Annotated in this window: 13 protein-coding genes; all 13 read left to right on the top strand. The window is 61.9% G+C overall.

Features of this window, described 5'->3' with window-relative positions; genetic code table 11:
* The first annotated feature begins 118 nt into the window (after positions 1-118).
* The 13 genes from LPC22_RS02555 to LPC22_RS02495 all read left to right on the top strand — a co-directional run bounded on the left by LPC22_RS02555 (position 119) and on the right by LPC22_RS02495 (position 16690).
* Positions 119-910: an IspD/TarI family cytidylyltransferase gene (locus LPC22_RS02555; protein WP_024626829.1), complete on the top strand. Its 792-nt coding sequence runs from the start codon at positions 119-121 to the stop codon at positions 908-910.
* Between the two features lie 22 nt (positions 911-932).
* Positions 933-1652 (top strand): pyroglutamyl-peptidase I, encoded by a 720-nt coding sequence (locus LPC22_RS02550; protein ID WP_229131889.1) that lies wholly within the window; start codon positions 933-935, stop codon positions 1650-1652.
* Between the two features lie 144 nt (positions 1653-1796).
* A complete protein-coding gene (locus LPC22_RS02545) occupies positions 1797-3527 on the top strand; it encodes a cell division protein (RefSeq protein WP_229131888.1) in 1731 nt (576 codons plus the stop codon).
* A 176-nt stretch (positions 3528-3703) separates the two neighbouring features.
* Positions 3704-4687: a CPBP family intramembrane glutamic endopeptidase gene (locus tag LPC22_RS02540; RefSeq protein WP_229131887.1), complete on the top strand. Its 984-nt coding sequence runs from the start codon at positions 3704-3706 to the stop codon at positions 4685-4687.
* Between the two features lie 114 nt (positions 4688-4801).
* A complete protein-coding gene (locus LPC22_RS02535; RefSeq protein ID WP_229131886.1) occupies positions 4802-6166 on the top strand; it encodes a C1 family peptidase in 1365 nt (454 codons plus the stop codon).
* A gap of 170 nt (positions 6167-6336) precedes the next feature.
* On the top strand, positions 6337-7458 hold the full coding sequence (locus LPC22_RS02530) for a 3-deoxy-7-phosphoheptulonate synthase (protein WP_373312882.1): 1122 nt from the start codon (positions 6337-6339) through the stop codon (positions 7456-7458).
* Complete coding sequence (locus LPC22_RS02525; RefSeq protein ID WP_229131884.1) at positions 7455-8675, top strand: 3-deoxy-7-phosphoheptulonate synthase; 1221 nt, start codon at positions 7455-7457, stop codon at positions 8673-8675. Before LPC22_RS02530 ends, LPC22_RS02525 begins: the two co-directional genes overlap by 4 nt.
* A 64-nt stretch (positions 8676-8739) precedes the next feature.
* Positions 8740-9474, top strand: a complete 735-nt coding sequence (mtnN, locus tag LPC22_RS02520) for a 5'-methylthioadenosine/S-adenosylhomocysteine nucleosidase (RefSeq protein ID WP_229131883.1) — start codon at positions 8740-8742, stop codon at positions 9472-9474.
* Positions 9475-9754: 280 nt separating this feature from the next.
* On the top strand, positions 9755-10276 hold the full coding sequence (gene rplJ / locus LPC22_RS02515; RefSeq protein WP_024626821.1) for a 50S ribosomal protein L10: 522 nt from the start codon (positions 9755-9757) through the stop codon (positions 10274-10276).
* 103 nt (positions 10277-10379) lie between these two features.
* Complete coding sequence (gene rplL / locus LPC22_RS02510; RefSeq protein ID WP_045924837.1) at positions 10380-10760, top strand: 50S ribosomal protein L7/L12; 381 nt, start codon at positions 10380-10382, stop codon at positions 10758-10760.
* A gap of 394 nt (positions 10761-11154) precedes the next feature.
* The gene (locus tag LPC22_RS02505) at positions 11155-12729 is read left to right on the top strand and encodes a variant leucine-rich repeat-containing protein (protein WP_229131882.1); all 1575 of its coding nucleotides are present in this window, start codon (positions 11155-11157) and stop codon (positions 12727-12729) included.
* A gap of 8 nt (positions 12730-12737) precedes the next feature.
* The gene (locus LPC22_RS02500) at positions 12738-16445 is read left to right on the top strand and encodes a PDDEXK-like endonuclease domain-containing protein (protein ID WP_229131881.1); all 3708 of its coding nucleotides are present in this window, start codon (positions 12738-12740) and stop codon (positions 16443-16445) included.
* On the top strand, positions 16445-16690 hold the full coding sequence (locus tag LPC22_RS02495) for a hypothetical protein (protein ID WP_229131880.1): 246 nt from the start codon (positions 16445-16447) through the stop codon (positions 16688-16690). Before LPC22_RS02500 ends, LPC22_RS02495 begins: the two co-directional genes overlap by 1 nt.
* Positions 16691-16692: the final 2 nt, after the last annotated feature.

Below are 16692 nucleotides of genomic sequence, written 5' to 3'. Positions count from 1 at the left end.
TGCAGTATGTTGATTGACTGGCTTCTGACAGCTGGAGCAGGCCTCGGGTGCAGATGTTCGGTGCAGATAGCACCGGGTCTGCGCCCCTTCCTGTCCTGGCGTGAGTACCGTTGAGTTTATGAGTGAGAGCAGAGCATCAGCAGCCCCGTCCGAGGTCAGTCAGGATAACGCCGAGCCAGAGGAGCAGATTCAGCCAGTTGTGGCGGTAATTCTGGCGGCCGGGCTGGGCCTTCGATTTGACGAGAGCAACCCCAAGCAGCTGGTGCAGGTGGGCGGCAAACCCATCATCACCTGGTCAATTGACGCCTTCCAGTTCAATGCCCGGGTCACCGACATTCTGGTCGTGGTCAACGATCGGGTGCGGGAGGCTGTCGAGGCCATCGTGGGCGATGACACCTACGACAAGGTCCGCATGGTCATTCAGGGCGGCATCGAGCGCATGGACAGCACCGAGGCGGCCCTGCAGACCCTGGCCGAAGCGGAGATCCCCCAGGATGCCAAGCTGCTCATCCACGATGCCGTACGCCCCTTCGTCAGCCAGGAGTCCATCAATGGCTGCATCGATGCCCTGGATACTTTCAACGCCGCAACCGTGGCCGTGGCCTCGACCGACACCATGCTGATGGCCGGGGATCTGGGGGATCGCAAGGTGGTCCGTCAGGTGCCCGACCGAGACAACATGTTCCGGGCCCAGACCCCGCAGGCCTTCCGCTTCGGCACCCTCCGCAAGGCCTATGACCTGGCTGCCGCAGACCCCGACTTCCATCCCACCGACGACACCCGGGTGGTGGTGGACCGCCTGCCCGAGGAGCCGGTGGCCATCGTGGCCGGCAGTGTGACCAACATGAAGATCACCCTGCCCTCGGACGTGCCCATGGCTGAATGGATAGCGCGCTCCCTGGCCGGGTGAAGCCCTGTGTACCATGGGGCACATGGAGCAGATCAAGGTCATCGTCGCCGGATACGATCATTACGAGGGTGTTGATGTCAACCCCTCCTATCAGGTCTCGCAGGCTCTGGCCGAGCATGGCATGGAAGGCATGCGGCCAGTCGGCCCCACCGAGGAGGATCCGCTGGAGGGCGTGGATCTGGCCATTTCCTCCGTCACCATGCCTGTCAGCTTCGCCAAGGCCTGGCCCATACTGCATGAGGCCATAGAGCGTGTGCGTCCGGATATCATCATCGCCACAGGGCTCAAGCGTCGGGCTCGCGGCATCGCCATGGAGCGCTGCGCCGTCAACCTCAAGGAGGACGACGCTGACGAACGTGAAAATCTGGGGGAGCAGGAGTCTCGAGATACCATCCGTCATGCCAACCGCCAGCCCATCGACTCCCAGGGCCCGGCCGCCTACTGGACCCGACTGCCGCTGAGGGCCATCCTGCACGACTTCGGCACCTGCGGCATTCCTGCCACGCTGAGCTCGGACGCGGGCACCTATGTCTGCAACGCGCTCTTCTACAACCTGCTGGCTTGGGCAGCAGGACACAAGGATGTCCTGGCCGGGTTCGTCAGCCTTCCCCTGGTCAACGAAAGCGGCGGTCAGGAGTGCGGTCTGCCCCTGGATCAGCAGATAGAGGCTGTGCGCGAGGTGGTCAATGAGACCATTCGCTACTATCGCAGGCCCTCCTCCAGTCCCATTCTTATTGCCTGAGACCCGTATGTAAGGCCAATGTGTCGGCGGCAGGTCAGACGGCGACTTTTGGTCGGTCATGGGGTAGAGTCGAGGTAAATCCACCGGACCGAAGACATCCTTGTCACGGCCCGGCATGTCCTGGTGGCGAAGAGGAGTGTTTCCATGGCCGAAGATCAGTTTCCCGTTGTCCTGCGAGGCTATGACAAGGAGCGGGTCGACCAGGCCTTGGCGGCCTCGCGGAGCAATCTAGCCCGGCTGCGTCAGCAGATCAAGGCCGATGACGATCGCATTTTGAAGCTGGAGGCGGAACTCCAGGAGGTCAAGTCCCGCAAGCCCGAACAGCCGCGCAATTCCTTCGCTTCCCTGGGGGCCAACGCCCAGCAGCTGCTGGCCTCGGCCGAGCAGACCAGCACCGAGCTGCTCAACCGCGCCAAGCAGGATGCGGCATCCACCAAGACCTCCGCCCAGGAGAAGGCGACGACCCTGGTCAACAAGGCTCAGCTTGAAGCCAAGCACATCGTGGACGAGGCCAATGCCAAGGCCAAGTCCATCGTCGAGGCCGCCAACGACGAAGCCAGGACCGTCACCACCACCGCCAAGCAGCAGAGCGAACAGAACAAGGCCGCAGCCGATAAGGTCGTGGCCGAACGCCGTCAGGCTCTGGATCTGGAGCTGCAGAACTCACGCGAGGAGCATGAGAAGCGGCTGGCCACCAGCAAGGCCACCCAGGACAAGGAGCTGTCCGAACAGAAGGCCAAGGCCGCCAAGGAGATTGCCGACAAGCGGCGCAAGAGCGACGAGGAGATCGCCAAGCTCAAGAAAGAGGCCAACGATCAGATCCAGAAGGCCCTGGCCGAGGCCAACAAGAAGCTGGCCGACGTGCGTGAGCAGGTCTCCAAGAGCCTGAATGATGCCCGTCGGCAGGCTTCGGAAATCACCGACAAAGCCAAGTCCGAGGCCCAGCAGATCGTGGACGAGTCCAAGGTCACCAGCGCCGAGACCATGGCCAAGGTCAACGCCGAGGCCGAGCAGGTCCGCTCCGACATTGCCGCCCAGCAGGAGGATGCCACCAAGAAGGTGGGCGAGCTGCTCAAGAACCTGGAGGATCGGCGGGTCAAGACCGAGAAGGAGACCCAGGAGCTGATTGAACAGGCCAAGGCCACCCGCAAGGATGCCGATTCGTTCGCCTCCTTCAAGCGGGAGGAGTCCGAGCGCAAGGCCAACCAGTTGTTGGAGGAGGCCAAGCAGCGCGCCCAAACCGAGATCGAGGACCAGCGCAAGGCCGCACAATCCGAGCTTGACGGGCTCAAGGACCACATCGCCAAGCTGCAGCACCGGGAGGCCACCATTACCTCTCGGGTCGACGAGCTGCGGAACATCTTCTCCAAGTCCTTCGGCAACTTCGACGGCTTCCATGATGAGGCTGTGATCAATGACCAGGACGAGGGGCAGGCGCCCAGCGTGCCCGTGGTCAACGCTGTACCTGCCGCGGATCCGCTGCCGGCCCCTGCTTCGTCGGCTTCGGCGACATCCTCGGAGGCTGAGGGTGAGGATCAGGCCGTCGATCAGCCCCTTGCCGATGCCCAGGCAGACACCCCTCAGACACTGGTCGATCCGGTTCCAGCCAGCCAACCGACCGATGGCGTGGCCACTGATTCCACCAGTAATCCCGAGGATGAAGCCAACGTGACTGCGGCTGTCAGGTCCTCAGCCAATATGCCTACTCAGGTTCTGCCCTCTCCGGCGCCGAGCGCCCTTTCCGATGCATCCGCCCAGGCCGATGACGCGCCGGCCCAGGATGAGGCCGGACAGATGGAGAAGGCAGTCACCGATCAGGAAACTACGGTTATTCCGCCCATCAACGATGACGCTGCCCCGACCGATCGGGACTGATTAGCAAAGGACATTGTTCCTTGGGGCCGGATCGCAGGCATGGTCTGTGATCCGGCCCTGTCGTTCTGCCTTGCTTGGAAGTTGGGTGGCTGTCAATCTCGGCCAGAACCCCTGCTGAGGCCTAGAGTCGATAGTGAAGAGGTGCAGGCCAAGGGTCACGGGGTTGGGAGAGCGTCATGCAGCAATCACGGCACGCGTCATCACATGTGTCCGCCACGGGGTCGTCCGGGTCGGCTGTGGCCTCACGCCCATGGAGTGCCCAGGTGCGCCGTGGAGTGGACCTGCAATCCCTCTATGCCCTGGTGTATCTGGTGGTGGCCAACCTGATCGCAGGGGTTCTGAATCTGCCCTCGGTGGCTGCGGCCCTGGGCATTGCCCGTCAGCCGGGGCTGGGGGATCTGCTGGGCGATCTGGTCATGCTGGTCTTTCTCTTCGGCACCCGCGGTCAGGATCTGCTCGGGCGCGGTTCCAACCCTGTGCAGTACAAGGCGCAGACCAATCCTGGTCCGGCCGTGCTGATCGGGGCCATCCTGCTGATCATGCTGGCCAGCAGCATCGAGACCGGCTTCACCTGGGTGGTCAACCAGGGATCACAGGCTCTGGGGCTGGTCTACCACTCCACCACCTCCCAGATCGCAGCGGGCCAGCATGGGTTCCTGTCGCCCCTGGACACGGCCATCCTGGTCCCCATCGTCGAGGAGTTCCTGCTGCGCGGCGTGGTCATGGGGCGACTTAAGCCCTACGGACGAACCTTCGCCATCGTCACCTCCTCTTTTATCTTCGCCTGCCTGCACGGAGACATCACCCAGAGCCTGTTCACCTTCCTGCTGGGTCTGGTTTTGGGTGTCATCGCCATGGAATACTCCATCCTCTGGTCCATGGCTTTGCATATCTTCAACAACCTGGTCCTTGCTGACGCCATGATGTGGCTGACGCAGACGGTGCCGGCCCGCACCGGCATGATGATCAACCAGGGTATGACCCTTCTGGGCCTGGTTGGGGGACTGGTCGTCCTTTGGCTGATTCGGGGACAGCTGGCAGAACACCTCCGCGCCAATCGTTCACGCCACGGCACCTATAAGGGCTGGATCTCCCTCGGGCTGGCCGTCCTGGTGGCCCTGGCCGTCGTCAATGCGGCCCAGCGCTTCTCCCTGGCTTGACAAGGGTACAGTTGTCCACATCCTCCGCCAGGCGAACCCTTGAGGGCCGATTCCCGCTATGCTGGATGCAGGGATGCAGATACATCCGCATGAAAGGAAACAAGGACAGACCGTATGACATCAGTACTGACACCACTGGATCAGACCCGTTTGGAGGGCCTGCGCACCGCCTTCGATGAGCGCGAGGCCAACCACGTCGCCATGAACGCCGTCACTCAGGTAGGCATTGACGAGGTGGCCCACAACTATAACCGCTCCCGTCTGCTCCAGCACCGATTTTCGGTCAGCATCGATAATGGCACGGTCACTTCGCAGGCGCATTCCGGCCGCTGCTGGCTCTTCAGCTCGCTGAACGTAGCCCGATTCGTGGCCCGCAAGGCGCTGAACATCGATGGTGAAAGCACAGCCAATCCTATGGGCGATTTCGAGCTGTCCCAGAACTACGCCATGTACTATGACAAGCTTGAGCGTGTCAACTACTTCCTGCGCGACGTGGCGGCTCTGGTGCGTGCCGGCGAGCCCGTCGACTCCCAGCTCATGCGCTTCATGATGGGCGACGTCATGGGCGATGGCGGCCAGTGGATCATGGCCATGAACATCTATAAGAAGTACGGCGCAGTGCCCAAGCAGTTCTATCCCGAGACCGCCTCCTCGCAGAACACCAGCCAGATGAATGATCAGCTGCGTCGCCTGCTCCACCAGGCCACGGCTCACATGGTGGCCAATCCGGACGGGATCGACGAGATCGTCGATCGAACTCTGGAGGCCGGTCATCGTATCCTGACCATTCATCTGGGCACCCCGCCCACCAGCTTCGACTGGGAGTGGACCGACAAGGACGGTGTCTTCCACCGGGATGGGCGGATCACCCCACAGGAGTTCTGGAAGCGCTACGTGAATGCCGGGCTTGAAGACTATGTCTGCCTAGTCGACGATCCACGCCCCGAGCACCCCAAGGGCCGCAAGATTGGCATCGAGCACCTGGGCAACGTGGCTGGTGGTGATCCCACCGAGTACCTGAACGTTCCTGTGGAGGTCATGAAGGACTGTGCCCGTCGTCTGATGAGCGAGCAGGGCCTGCCGGTCTGGTTCGGCGCCGACTGCCACCCCATGATGGACCGCAAGGCCGGTCAGTGGGCGACTGACCTGTTCGAGTACGGCAGGGTCTACGGAGTGGACTTCGACATGGACAAGGAGCAGCGGGTGCGCTTCGGCGATTCGGCCCAGAACCATGCCATGGCATTCGTGGGCGTGGATGTGGCCGATGACGGTCGAACCACCAACCGCTGGCGGGTGGAGAACTCCTGGGGCGGTGACATCGCCAACAAGGGCTACTTCACTATGAGCGACGACTGGTTCAGTCAGTATGTCTACGAGGTGGCCGTGCCCAAGTCCATGCTGTCCGAGGAGTATCGCCAGGCCTTCGACCAGGAGGCCATCATGCTGCCCGCCTGGGATCCCATGGGTGCCCTAGCCTGAGCAACCACACCTAATTTATCCATCTAATTGTTCGTTTCCGCGGTCTGCATGGGCTGCGGGAACGAGCCGTCCGCATTGGCCCGGATGTGGGCGGTCATAAGGAATTCGGGCAAGATCGTCGCAGTACGACAGAGAGGAGAGCGACCGTGGCATTCGTCAAGGAACCGGATATCATCCCGGAAGAGGAGCGGCAGTATTTTGCCGATACGGCCGTCTTTCCCGAAACAGTGGATGTCAACATTCGTCAGCTGGATCCCATCCCGGCTCCCAGGGTTTTTCTGCGCTCGCGACCCCTGGATCCGGAGCGTATGGAGCTGGTACGGGACTCCCGCCAGGCCATTCGCAATGTTCTGCATGGCAGGGACGACCGGCTGCTGGTCATCACCGGCCCCTGCTCAGTCCACGACCCGAAGGCTGCGCTGGAGTACGCCCGTCGCCTGTCGGCGGTCAATGAGCGATTGAAGGATCAGCTGCTGATCGTCATGCGGGTCTACTTCGAGAAACCCCGGACCACGGTGGGCTGGAAGGGGCTGATCAATGACCCCGATCTGGATGGAACATTCAACATTCGCAAGGGGATTCGCCTGGCACGTCAGGTGCTCTGGCAGGTTCTGGGACAGGGGATCCCGGCGGCCACAGAATGGCTGGATCCCATCACCCCACAATATCTCTCTGACGCGGTCAGCTGGGGGGCCATCGGTGCTCGGAACACGGAGAGCCAGGTCCACAGGGAACTGGCCAGCGGCATGTCCATGCCCATGGGTTTCAAGAATTCGACCGAGGGCAGCGTAAAGGCAGCGGTTGATTCCTGCCTGGCAGCAGCATCCGAGCATCACTTTCTGTCCATCAATCTGGACGGCCATGTCATCGCTGCCGAGACCAGGGGCAACCCTGACTGCCACATAATTCTGCGCGGTTCCAGCCATGGCCCCAATTACGATTCGGAATCCGTCCGGTCCGCCCTGGAAGCCATGCATCAGGCTCCGCTGGGTCCTGGAGCCTGCCGGGGCCTGATCGTTGACGCAGCCCATGGCAACTGCAGCAAGGATCCAGTGCGTGAGGCCCAGGTGGTTGAAGAGTTGGCAGACCGCCTCGCCAAGGGTGAGCAGGGCCTGTCAGGCATCATGATGGAGAGCTTTCTTGAGGGCGGCCACCAGAAACCGGCCCCACTGGATCAGCTGGTCTTCGGCCAGTCCGTCACCGACGCCTGCATTTCCTGGGACAGGACCGAGGAACTGCTGCAGATCCTGGCCGATGCTGTGCAAGCTCGTCGGGAAAGGATGAAGGCATGAGCCGGATGAAGGATGAGCCGCAGGAGCCTCTGCCCCGACCCAGTAAGGCCTACGAGGTTGAACTGGTGCATAAGGCGCTGGCGGCAGGTGTCAACCCCCTGCAGACAGGAAACGTGCCCAGGTGGGAGGACGAGGTAGGCATAGGCCGGATCGTCAACAGGCGAGTTTTTGAGCTTGACCGTTTGCCTTCGCCCGCGCAGATGCTGACTCGTTATCCCTTGGATGGACCGGCCAAGGACCTGGTCATCCGCTCCCGGCAGGAGATCGTGGATTGCCTGCATGGGCGGGATGACCGGTTGCTGGTCATTGTGGGCCCCTGCTCCATCCATGACCCCGATGCCGCACTGGACTATGCTCGTCGTCTGTCGGCCGTCAATGAGCGGTTGAAGGATCGGCTGCTGATCGTCATGCGGGTCTACTTCGAGAAACCTCGGACCACGGTCGGTTGGAAGGGTCTGATCAACGATCCCGACCTGGATGGCAGCTATAACATCCAGAAGGGCCTGGTCCTGGCACGGCGCATTCTGCTGGGGGTGCTGGAAACCGGACTTCCGGCGGCCACGGAATTTCTTGAGCCTACATCGCCGCAGTACATTTCTGACGCGGTCAGCTGGGGGGCCATTGGTGCCCGGAACACGGAAAGCCAGGTCCATCGGCAGCTGGCCAGCGGCATGTCCATGCCCATCGGCTTCAAGAACGCCACGGACGGCAGCGTGGATGTGTCCATTGATTCCTGCTACGCGGCCTCCCAGCGCCACACCTTCTTCGGGATAGACCATGAGGGTCAGGCTGCGGCAGTGGCGACCATGGGCAACCCAGACTGCCATCTGGTCCTTCGCGGCTCCAAGTCCGGCCCCAACTATGATCAGGATTCAGTGCGGGCAGCCCTTGCCGTACTGCGCAAGCGCATGCCTAAGGACAGCGCGGCTGCCCACGGACTGCTCATCGATGCTTCCCACGGCAATTCCGGCAAAGACGAGCGGCGCCAGATCCAGGTTGTCCATGAGCTGGCCCGGCGGATAGGCGACGGTGAGGAAGGCGTCACTGGCCTGATGATGGAGAGTTTCATACGTGGAGGCAATCAGAAGCCGGCCCCATTGGACCAGCTGGTCTACGGGTGTTCGATCACCGACCGTTGCATCTCCTGGCCTGATACCCAGGACCTGCTGGAGGAGCTGGCAGGAGCAGTGGACCGTCGTCGAAGCGCGGCTCGTTGACTTGCGCCTGCAGTAGTCTGGTCGGGCTGCAGTTGCAGGTGAAATCTTGGATAAGGAGTCAGGTATGAGCGAAGCGGATGCTTCCCTGGAGGGTGAAGATCGGCGGCCGGTTGCCGTCATCGGGGCCATGGATGAGGAAGTGGCCCTGATCGGCCGAGGTCTGAAGCAGGCGGACCGGGATCCCCATGCTGGTGATGCTGGCCTGAAGGTCATATGTGGCACCCTTGATGGGGCACACGGCCCGGTTCGTCTGGCTGCCACCGTGGGTGGCATGGGCACTGTCAACATCGCCGCCACCACACAGTATTTGATCGATGCCTTCCATCCCAGGGCCGTTATCTTCTCTGGTATTGCGGGCAACCTGAACAAGGATCTGCACATCAACGACGTGGTCCTTGGAGGTACCCTGCGGTATCTGGACACTGATATGCGCTTGGTGGCCCAGTCGGCCCCCGGCACCGAGGAGTTCCACTCGGATCCTCACCTGCTGGATCTGGCAAGCCGTACTCTGGACTCCATGGGGATCAAGCACATCGTCGGCACCATTGCGACAGGTGACTACTTTGTGGACAGCCCTGAGAAGATTGCCGAAGTCAAGGAGCAGACCGGGGCCGATGCGGTCGAGATGGAGGGGGCAGCTGTCTGCCATGTGGCGGCCCGCAACAAGGTGCCCGCCCTGGTTATTCGCGCTCTGAGCGACAATGCCGACACCGACTATGAGGTCTTCCGGGAGTTCGATATCTCCGAATATGCCGACACGGCCGCCAGGCTGGTGCTGGGCATCGTGCGCGAGCTCTGAGCGCCGGTTAGCAAGAAGCCCTCGGCCGTGCAACTTGGCACCTATGGGCCTGCGAACTTGACGGCTGCAGCTGACCTGTGTACTATTTCCCTTTGCATACCAAAGACCGTTGGTCGGGACCCTTGGGTCTCCTAAGTTCGGTTGATCGAGCCAGCACAGGTTGAGTTTTAGATTGGTCCTCGTGGCCTGTTTTCCGCTCTGCCTGTCGGCAGGGCTTTCTTTTTGCCTGCCATGCTCGGTCGTCCGGCTCCCTCCAGAGGTCTGTCTAGGAAGGAACGCCATGAAAAGGCCCGAAAAGGAAGAGGCTGTCGCCAGGCTGACGGACAAGTTCCGTGACGCCGATGCCATCATCCTCACCGAGTACCGCGGGCTCAGTGTTCCGCAGGTCGCCGATCTGCGAAACAAGCTAGGCCGCGATACTTCCTACAACGTGGCGAAGAACACGCTAGCCCGGATTGCGGCCAAAGAGGCCGGAATCGAGGGTCTCGATGAGATGCTTGCCGGCCCCTGCGCCATCACCTTCGTCAAGGGTGATTACGTCAATGCCGCCAAGACGTTGCGTGATTTCGCCAAGGACAACCCGGCACTGATCGTCAAGGGCGGCTTCATCGATGGAGCCGTTGCTGACGCGGATGCCATGAAGAAGATCGCGGATCTGGAATCCCGCGATGTTCTGCTCTCCCGTATGGCCGGCGCGCTCAAGGGCACCATGTCCAAGGCCGCCAACCTGTTCGTCGCTGTGCCTACCAAGGCTGTGCGCACGTTCGATGCCCTGCGCGAGAAGCAGGAAAAGGCCGCCTGAGTCCACGGCCACTGGCCCGGATCCATACGGTAAACACAAAAAAAGATGTTCGGTGATCGGCCTACCAGTCAATGCCGGTCGCCACAAATGAAAGGAAGCCATTATGGCCAAGCTCTCCGCTGACGAGCTCATCGACGCGTTCAAGGAAATGACTCTGGTCGAGCTGTCCGACTTCGTCAAGAAGTTCGAGGACGAGTTCGACGTCGAGGCCTCCGCCCCCGTGGCCGTGGCCGCTGCCGCCCCCGGTGCTGCTGCTCCTGCTGAGGAGGAGAAGACCGAGTTCGACGTCGTGCTCTCCGCCATCGGCGACAAGAAGATCCAGGTCATTAAGGCCGTCAAGGCCATCACCAACCTGGGCCTTGCCGACGCCAAGGCTCTGGTTGACGGTGCCCCCAAGGCCGTCCTGGAAGGTGCCAAGAAGGAGGACGCCGACAAGGCCAAGGCTCAGCTGGAAGAGGCCGGCGCCACCGTCGAGCTCAAGTAGTCATCGGCTCTTTCCGAGCCCTTGCATGCTGGAAAGCCCTGTGTCGTCACCGACGGCCCGGGGCTTTCCCATACCCGGCCATACCCTGGGGGATGGGTATGCCTGTTGGGTCGGCCTTGGACCAAACGATTATGAGTCGTTTGCTTTCCGCACAAGAGTGGATCGAAGTGTCTGAATTGATTCATGGCAGGCAATGAACCGCCTGCCGTTTACCACAATCAGACCTGCAGATACTCCCGATCCGGACGGCTCCAAGAGGTGCGCTATGCCTGCGAGCCTCTCATGTGTCCTTTATCAGGTAATTCGGCACGCAATCAATCCTATCTCTGGGTTTCATGACAGAATAGGCGGTAGTACCGAGTGAAGGCGGCTGCAGATTTGGGAGGTCGAAAACGTGAGTGACGATCGGCGACCGGGGCAGGTGTGGATAATCAAGTTCAATGGGGCGGAAGAGACCCGGCTCAAGCCTGGCGAGACCGTCGAGATTGGCCGCAAACCCCTGCGTCCGCTGGCCGATGACGGTCGGCGCCGTCTGGAGGTGCCCGATCAGACTAAATCCATGTCCAAACGACATGCCATTTTTTCCGTCGACCAGGACGGTCTGGCCACCCTGCGCGATATGGGTTCCACCAACGGCTCCTATCTGATCCAGTCCGACGGCTCCCTGGTCAGGCTGCCTGTGGACGCCGCCTTCCCCCTGTCCAGCAGCTCGGCTCGCTTCCAGTTCGGTGATGTCCCGGTCGACTTCGTGCGCATCAACAATCCCGAAGAGGATACGACCAATCCCTCGCCCCGGGTGCCTGACCTCTTCTCATACTCCACACAGCCCCGGGGCATGGTGGAGCCTGATGCGGCTGAAATGTCCGTCGACGACATTCTGGACATGCGCGCCGGCGAGCCCACTGGCATCTTCAAGGCCGACGGGGTTCGCAACCGGGTCACTGCCCTTCACGATATGGCCTTGGGCGCTGCCAAGACAGCCGATTCTTCCCCAGAGGCCGGCGGCGCTTCACCAGATCGTCCCAGGAATGCCCCAGCCGCTCGCGGTTCAGAGGGCAATCCGTCGTCACCTTTCTCAGGAAGACCGGAGCCAGCAGATTCCCGAGGCCAGCAAGTTCGTTATTCTGACAATGCTGATTCAGCCGAGCATGGCCAGACCGACAGGAGGCCGGCCGATGTCGGCTCGGCTGAGGGCCAGGAATCATACCCTCGCGGAGCCTATTCCGACCAGCCGGATGATGGAGTATTCGAGGATCGCGAAGGTGACCGGCGTGGTGGCGAAGCCCGCCAGCCTCTGCCATGGCAGGAACGCGAATCCGAGCAGAGTCTGCCCTTGGTCGGCACTCGGGAGGAGGATAGCCAGCCGGTCGATCGCGATCTTTTCGCTGATGCTCGTCGTTCCCGTTCCGCTGAATCGGCCCCCGATCAGGATCGCTATGACCAGGATGCTCGCGATGCCCGTGATGATCGTCGTCATCGCGATGATCGCGCAGCTTCTGGCCGCAGGGGTCATGCAGATGGTCAATCTCGGCAAGGCCGGGTGAGCCAAGCGGACACGGGCCAGGGATTCACTCCGCTGGGAGCCGTAGAGCTGGCCCGCCTTTCCAAGAAGGAATCAGATCAGGATCGGCGTCCTCAGCCAGCGGATCAGCCGGATGATGACCAGCGGTATCAGCCGGCTTTCGAGCCTGGATCCGTTTTTGAGCGGGTTTCCAAGGGTGACTATGACCGTGGTCAGGAGGCCATCGAGGTGGATGGGATGAGCTCCGATGATGCCAAACGCACCGGGGATTTCGCCCTGCAGTTCGCCATGGCCAAGCATCGCCAGTTGCTGCCCTTCCTGGCGATGAATCCGGCCCTTTATGATGATCTGTACGCCTGGTTGGAGGCTCAGGGTGACCAGGACATCGACGCGGCCCTGCGCAACAATGACGGGTATCACGAATATCTGAACGCCGTGCGGAAGTGAGTGGACGGATGAGCGAGACGGTAATGAGCACCGGTGGATCGGAAGAGGACAAACGGGCTGATGCACAGGCATCAACGGCTGGGTCCTCCTCCGAGCGTGCGGCAGAAGAGGTCAAGGCTCCGTTGACTCCCCTGGAGCGAATCCGGGGATGGCGCCAGGACTATCAGAACCAGGTGGGACTGACTCCCTTGGAGAATGTGTCGCAGCTGGCCGCTCAGATGGATCTGACGCACGCGCATCCTTCCGGGATTGCCCAGCTTTTCGCCAGCGGCCAGGTTCATCTGGATGCGCTTTTCCGGGATCGCGGCATGCTGCGTGCGGCCCACCGTCGCATGGAGCGGGTTCTGGATGATCAGGCCGCCAAGGAGCGTGCCAGCGGTTTCGCCCAGCTCTCCATGGTGGTGGGGGTGGCTGCCTGGCAGGGGCGTGACATGCCCGTACTGCTCTATCCCGTGCGCATCGATGAGAGCACACAGGGGGCCTCCAGGGCCTCCATCAGATTCACAGGCAAGGTGGATCTTAATCCTGCTTTGATCTCGGCCATGCGCGAGCGGGGTATCACCCTGGATCCGGATCGTCTGTTTTCCGCCTCCCATTATCAGGGCGGCACCCCTGAAACCTCGTCGCTTTTCAAGGACATGACGGCCCTGATCACGCCGCATATCAGCGACTTCACCATTGAGCGGAAAATTGTTCTGGGGTGCTTTATCGAGCCATCGGCCCAGCTGCTGGGCGAAAGCCTGCGGATTCTGGACCGGATGACCGCTGGATCCACCGGCAACGATTTGCTCGATGCCCTAGCTGGCGACCAGGCGGCCTCCGAGCGGCTCAAGGGCGGACCAGTGCCCGACTACAGCCCCTTCGATGCTGACCCTCACAGCGAGTTTGAGGCTGGAGATGTGGACAACCGGGTCCGTTATGCCGCCCAGCTGGTGGCGACCGGGCACAGCGTGCTTGTGGATGAGCAGACCGGCCGTCACAGCGCCGATGATGCCCTGGCCATCGCCTCGCGCTGCGTCACCGCCGGCAGGACCGTGCTCTATGTGCCCTGCGTGGTGGAGGAGAAGCGGCGTTTCCAGCATCGTTTGGATGCCGCTGGGATGGCTGACATGGCCCTTGATCTGACTGACGACCAACTGGGCAGGATCCTGGACCAACGATTGATCGATGCAGTGGGGTTCAAACCCGGCAAGTCCAGCGAGCATTTTGATCAGGTGGCTGACGAGCTTGTGGGTGTCCGCTCCCGACTGACCCGCTACCTGGGCGATCTGCATGGGGTGGATTCCAGCTGGGGGGTTTCGGCCTACCAGACCATTCAGAATCTGGCCAACATCGCCAATATGCCTACGCATCCTGCCACCCGTGTCCGTCTGGGCGCGGCCACGGCCCACAACCTGCAGCCCGAGTTGGATACGTGGGCGGACAAGCTGGAGAGGGCTGCTGAGCTGGGCGAATTCGTCATCGGCCCCCAGGACACCCCCTGGTACGGCGCCACCCTGGTCAGCGAGAACGAGGCTGTGGACGCTTACTCCCGCGTGGTCCGTCTTCTGCAGCGGCTTCTGCCGGACACCCGTGAGCAGGTCAAATCCACTGTAGAGACCTGTGGATTCCCTGTGCCGGCTACCGTCAAGGATTGGGGGCGGCAGGTGGTGGTCCTCAAGAACCTGCGACGGGTTCTGGATGTCTTCCAGCCTTCCATCTTCGAGCGTGACATCCCCGCCATGATCGAGGCCACCAAGTCCAAGGCCGATCGCAAGGCCAATGGCACCAATCTGGGATTCTGGGAACGTAGACGTCTGGTCAAGGAGGCCAAGAGCCTGCTCAGGCCCGGCGCCCAGGTCGAGGATCTGCATGAGTCGCTGGTGGTGGTCTCCAAGCAGGCCGAGCAGTGGCGGACCTTCGTCCCCCACGGCGGCTGGCCGGTCCTGCCGCCCAAACTGGACGTCATCATCGACACGCAGGAATCCCTGATCCGCGACATGACAGCTCTTGACACCGTCCTGGACTCGACTCCGGCAGGCGGCGATCTGGAGACCATGGACTTCAACAAGGTGGAGGAGCGGCTCAAGGCGCTCTTTGACGACCATACAGCCTTGGATACCTTGCCTGAGCGCTGCGCTTTGGAGGGTGAATTCAGCGAGGCAGGGCTGCAGGACCTGGTCCAGGACCTGCGCAACCGTCAGGTTGAAGGCAAGGCGGTACGGGCCGAGCTGCAACTGGCCTGGTGGACCACGGTCTTCGACGACATCATGCGCTCCTCGCAGATCATCTCCAACCAGGATGGTTCCGCCCTGTCCAACGCAGCCGACCGTTTCAGCCAGGTGGATGCCCAGCATGTGGCCAGCGTAGGGCCCATGGTTGCCCAGGAGAGCGAAAAGCGTCTTTCCGAGCTGCTCTTCTCGCGCACCCAGGAGGCCAATCAGCTGCACACCATGCTGGCCGGAAACCCCGGTGCCTCCCTTGCGGTCTTCCAACAGGCCCACCCTGGCATACTGTCGGCGGCCAAGCCCATCATCATCGCGACTCCGGCCACGCTGGCAACGAGGACCAATCCGACACAGCTGGCCGACACGGTCATCATCGATGCCGGGGCCCATATGCCCTCCATCCAGGTGCTGACTGTGCTGGCTCGGGCCCGGCAGGTGGCGGTCATCGCCCACCGGCCTACCATCACTTCGGATGGCCTTTTGCAATTGATCGACCATCTGGTCCCAGTCACCGTCAAAGCCCGCCCCTCACGCCGCTCGACTCGGTTGGACGCCTTCCTGAAGGATCACGGCTATGGGGATCTGTCGGCACCTGTCCCCGATTGTCGGGAACCTGGCAGGGTGACGCTGACCAGGGTGGAGGGCGCTGGCGTCCCGGTCATGGCCACCGGTCTGGTCGAGTCCAGTCAACAGGAGGTCGCTGCCGTTGTCGACATGCTCAAGCGCAGGGCAGGATCCTTCTCCCTGGTGCCGAATAGTTATCTGCTGACTGTGGTCACCCTGTCGGCAACCCATCGCTCCCGGCTGGGCGCCGAACTCAAATCGGCAGCAGCCAAGGACAGGGTTTTTGCCAAGTTCCTGCGGCATGTACGCATCGTCGGCATTGACGAGGTCTGTGGTGCTCGAGCCACGGATGTAATCCTCACTCTGGGCTTCGCCAAGACCACTCACGGCCGTCTCCTGCAGCAGTTCGGCGATCTGGAAGGCGAAGGGGGCAAGGGTATGCTGCTGGATGCGCTTGTTCTGCCGGATCGGAATCTGGACATCGTCGCGGCATTTTCCGCGGAGGATCTGGAGGACGACCGCCTTCACCAGCCCGGGCCGCGTCTGCTCAAGGATCTGCTGACCTGGGCTGAGCACCCTGATGCGGAACCGGTCCGACCCGAGCAGGCCGAGCAGTCCACCAATGTGCTCTTCCGGGATCTGGCCCAGCGGCTGCGGACCCGGGGGCTGGATGTAGCTCTGGATTACGGATACGACCAGGCGCCCAGAATTCCGCTGGTGGTCGGGCTCAAGAACAAGCCCTATGCTTTGGCGGTGCTGACAGACGACGCCGAGTTCATGCATACCCAGTCCACCCGGGAACGTCACCGGTTCACCACCGAGGACCTGCAGTATCTCGGATGGTCGGTCATGACCGTCTGGAGCGTTTCGGCCTTTGTCAACCCTGACAAAGAAGCCGACAGGATCGTCGCCCGCCTTGCCGATATCTACCAGCAGGCGCGTTAATGGCGAAGGATGATCAGCCAGAACGCGGGAAGCAGACCGGTGAGCCTGGTGAGCCTGCAACTTCGCGCCCGCGCCGGCATCACCGGGTGGTTCGCCCAGGCAGGGAACGGTTCGATGTTGATGGCATCGAGGAAGATCCTCAGGACCGGGTCTGCCCGCAGGATCGTCTTGACGGGGATGACCGGAGGATCCTGGGCGAGCTGCCTCCGCATTGGGGGCTCTTCCCCAATGAGCGTGGCGACTGACC

The organism is Bifidobacterium mizhiense (assembly GCF_020884755.1).
In the GTDB taxonomy this organism is placed as follows: Bacteria; Actinomycetota; Actinomycetes; order Actinomycetales; family Bifidobacteriaceae; genus Bombiscardovia; species Bombiscardovia mizhiensis.
Note: the sequence above shows the minus strand (reverse complement) of the source record. Positions and strands in the feature narration are given on the sequence as shown.

Bases quoted from the DNA above. Each gene is read 5' to 3' on its own strand.
- LPC22_RS02500 (WP_229131881.1), top strand. From the start codon at position 12,738: ATGAGCGAGACGGTAATGAGCACCGGTGGATCGGAAGAGGACAAACGG.
- LPC22_RS02495 (WP_229131880.1), top strand. From the start codon at position 16,445: ATGGCGAAGGATGATCAGCCAGAACGCGGGAAGCAGACCGGTGAGCCT.
- LPC22_RS02555 (WP_024626829.1), top strand. From the start codon at position 119: ATGAGTGAGAGCAGAGCATCAGCAGCCCCGTCCGAGGTCAGTCAGGAT.
- rplL (WP_045924837.1), top strand. From the start codon at position 10,380: ATGGCCAAGCTCTCCGCTGACGAGCTCATCGACGCGTTCAAGGAAATG.
- LPC22_RS02535 (WP_229131886.1), top strand. From the start codon at position 4,802: ATGACATCAGTACTGACACCACTGGATCAGACCCGTTTGGAGGGCCTG.
- mtnN (WP_229131883.1), top strand. From the start codon at position 8,740: ATGAGCGAAGCGGATGCTTCCCTGGAGGGTGAAGATCGGCGGCCGGTT.
- rplJ (WP_024626821.1), top strand. From the start codon at position 9,755: ATGAAAAGGCCCGAAAAGGAAGAGGCTGTCGCCAGGCTGACGGACAAG.
- LPC22_RS02545 (WP_229131888.1), top strand. From the start codon at position 1,797: ATGGCCGAAGATCAGTTTCCCGTTGTCCTGCGAGGCTATGACAAGGAG.
- LPC22_RS02550 (WP_229131889.1), top strand. From the start codon at position 933: ATGGAGCAGATCAAGGTCATCGTCGCCGGATACGATCATTACGAGGGT.
- LPC22_RS02525 (WP_229131884.1), top strand. From the start codon at position 7,455: ATGAGCCGGATGAAGGATGAGCCGCAGGAGCCTCTGCCCCGACCCAGT.
- LPC22_RS02540 (WP_229131887.1), top strand. From the start codon at position 3,704: ATGCAGCAATCACGGCACGCGTCATCACATGTGTCCGCCACGGGGTCG.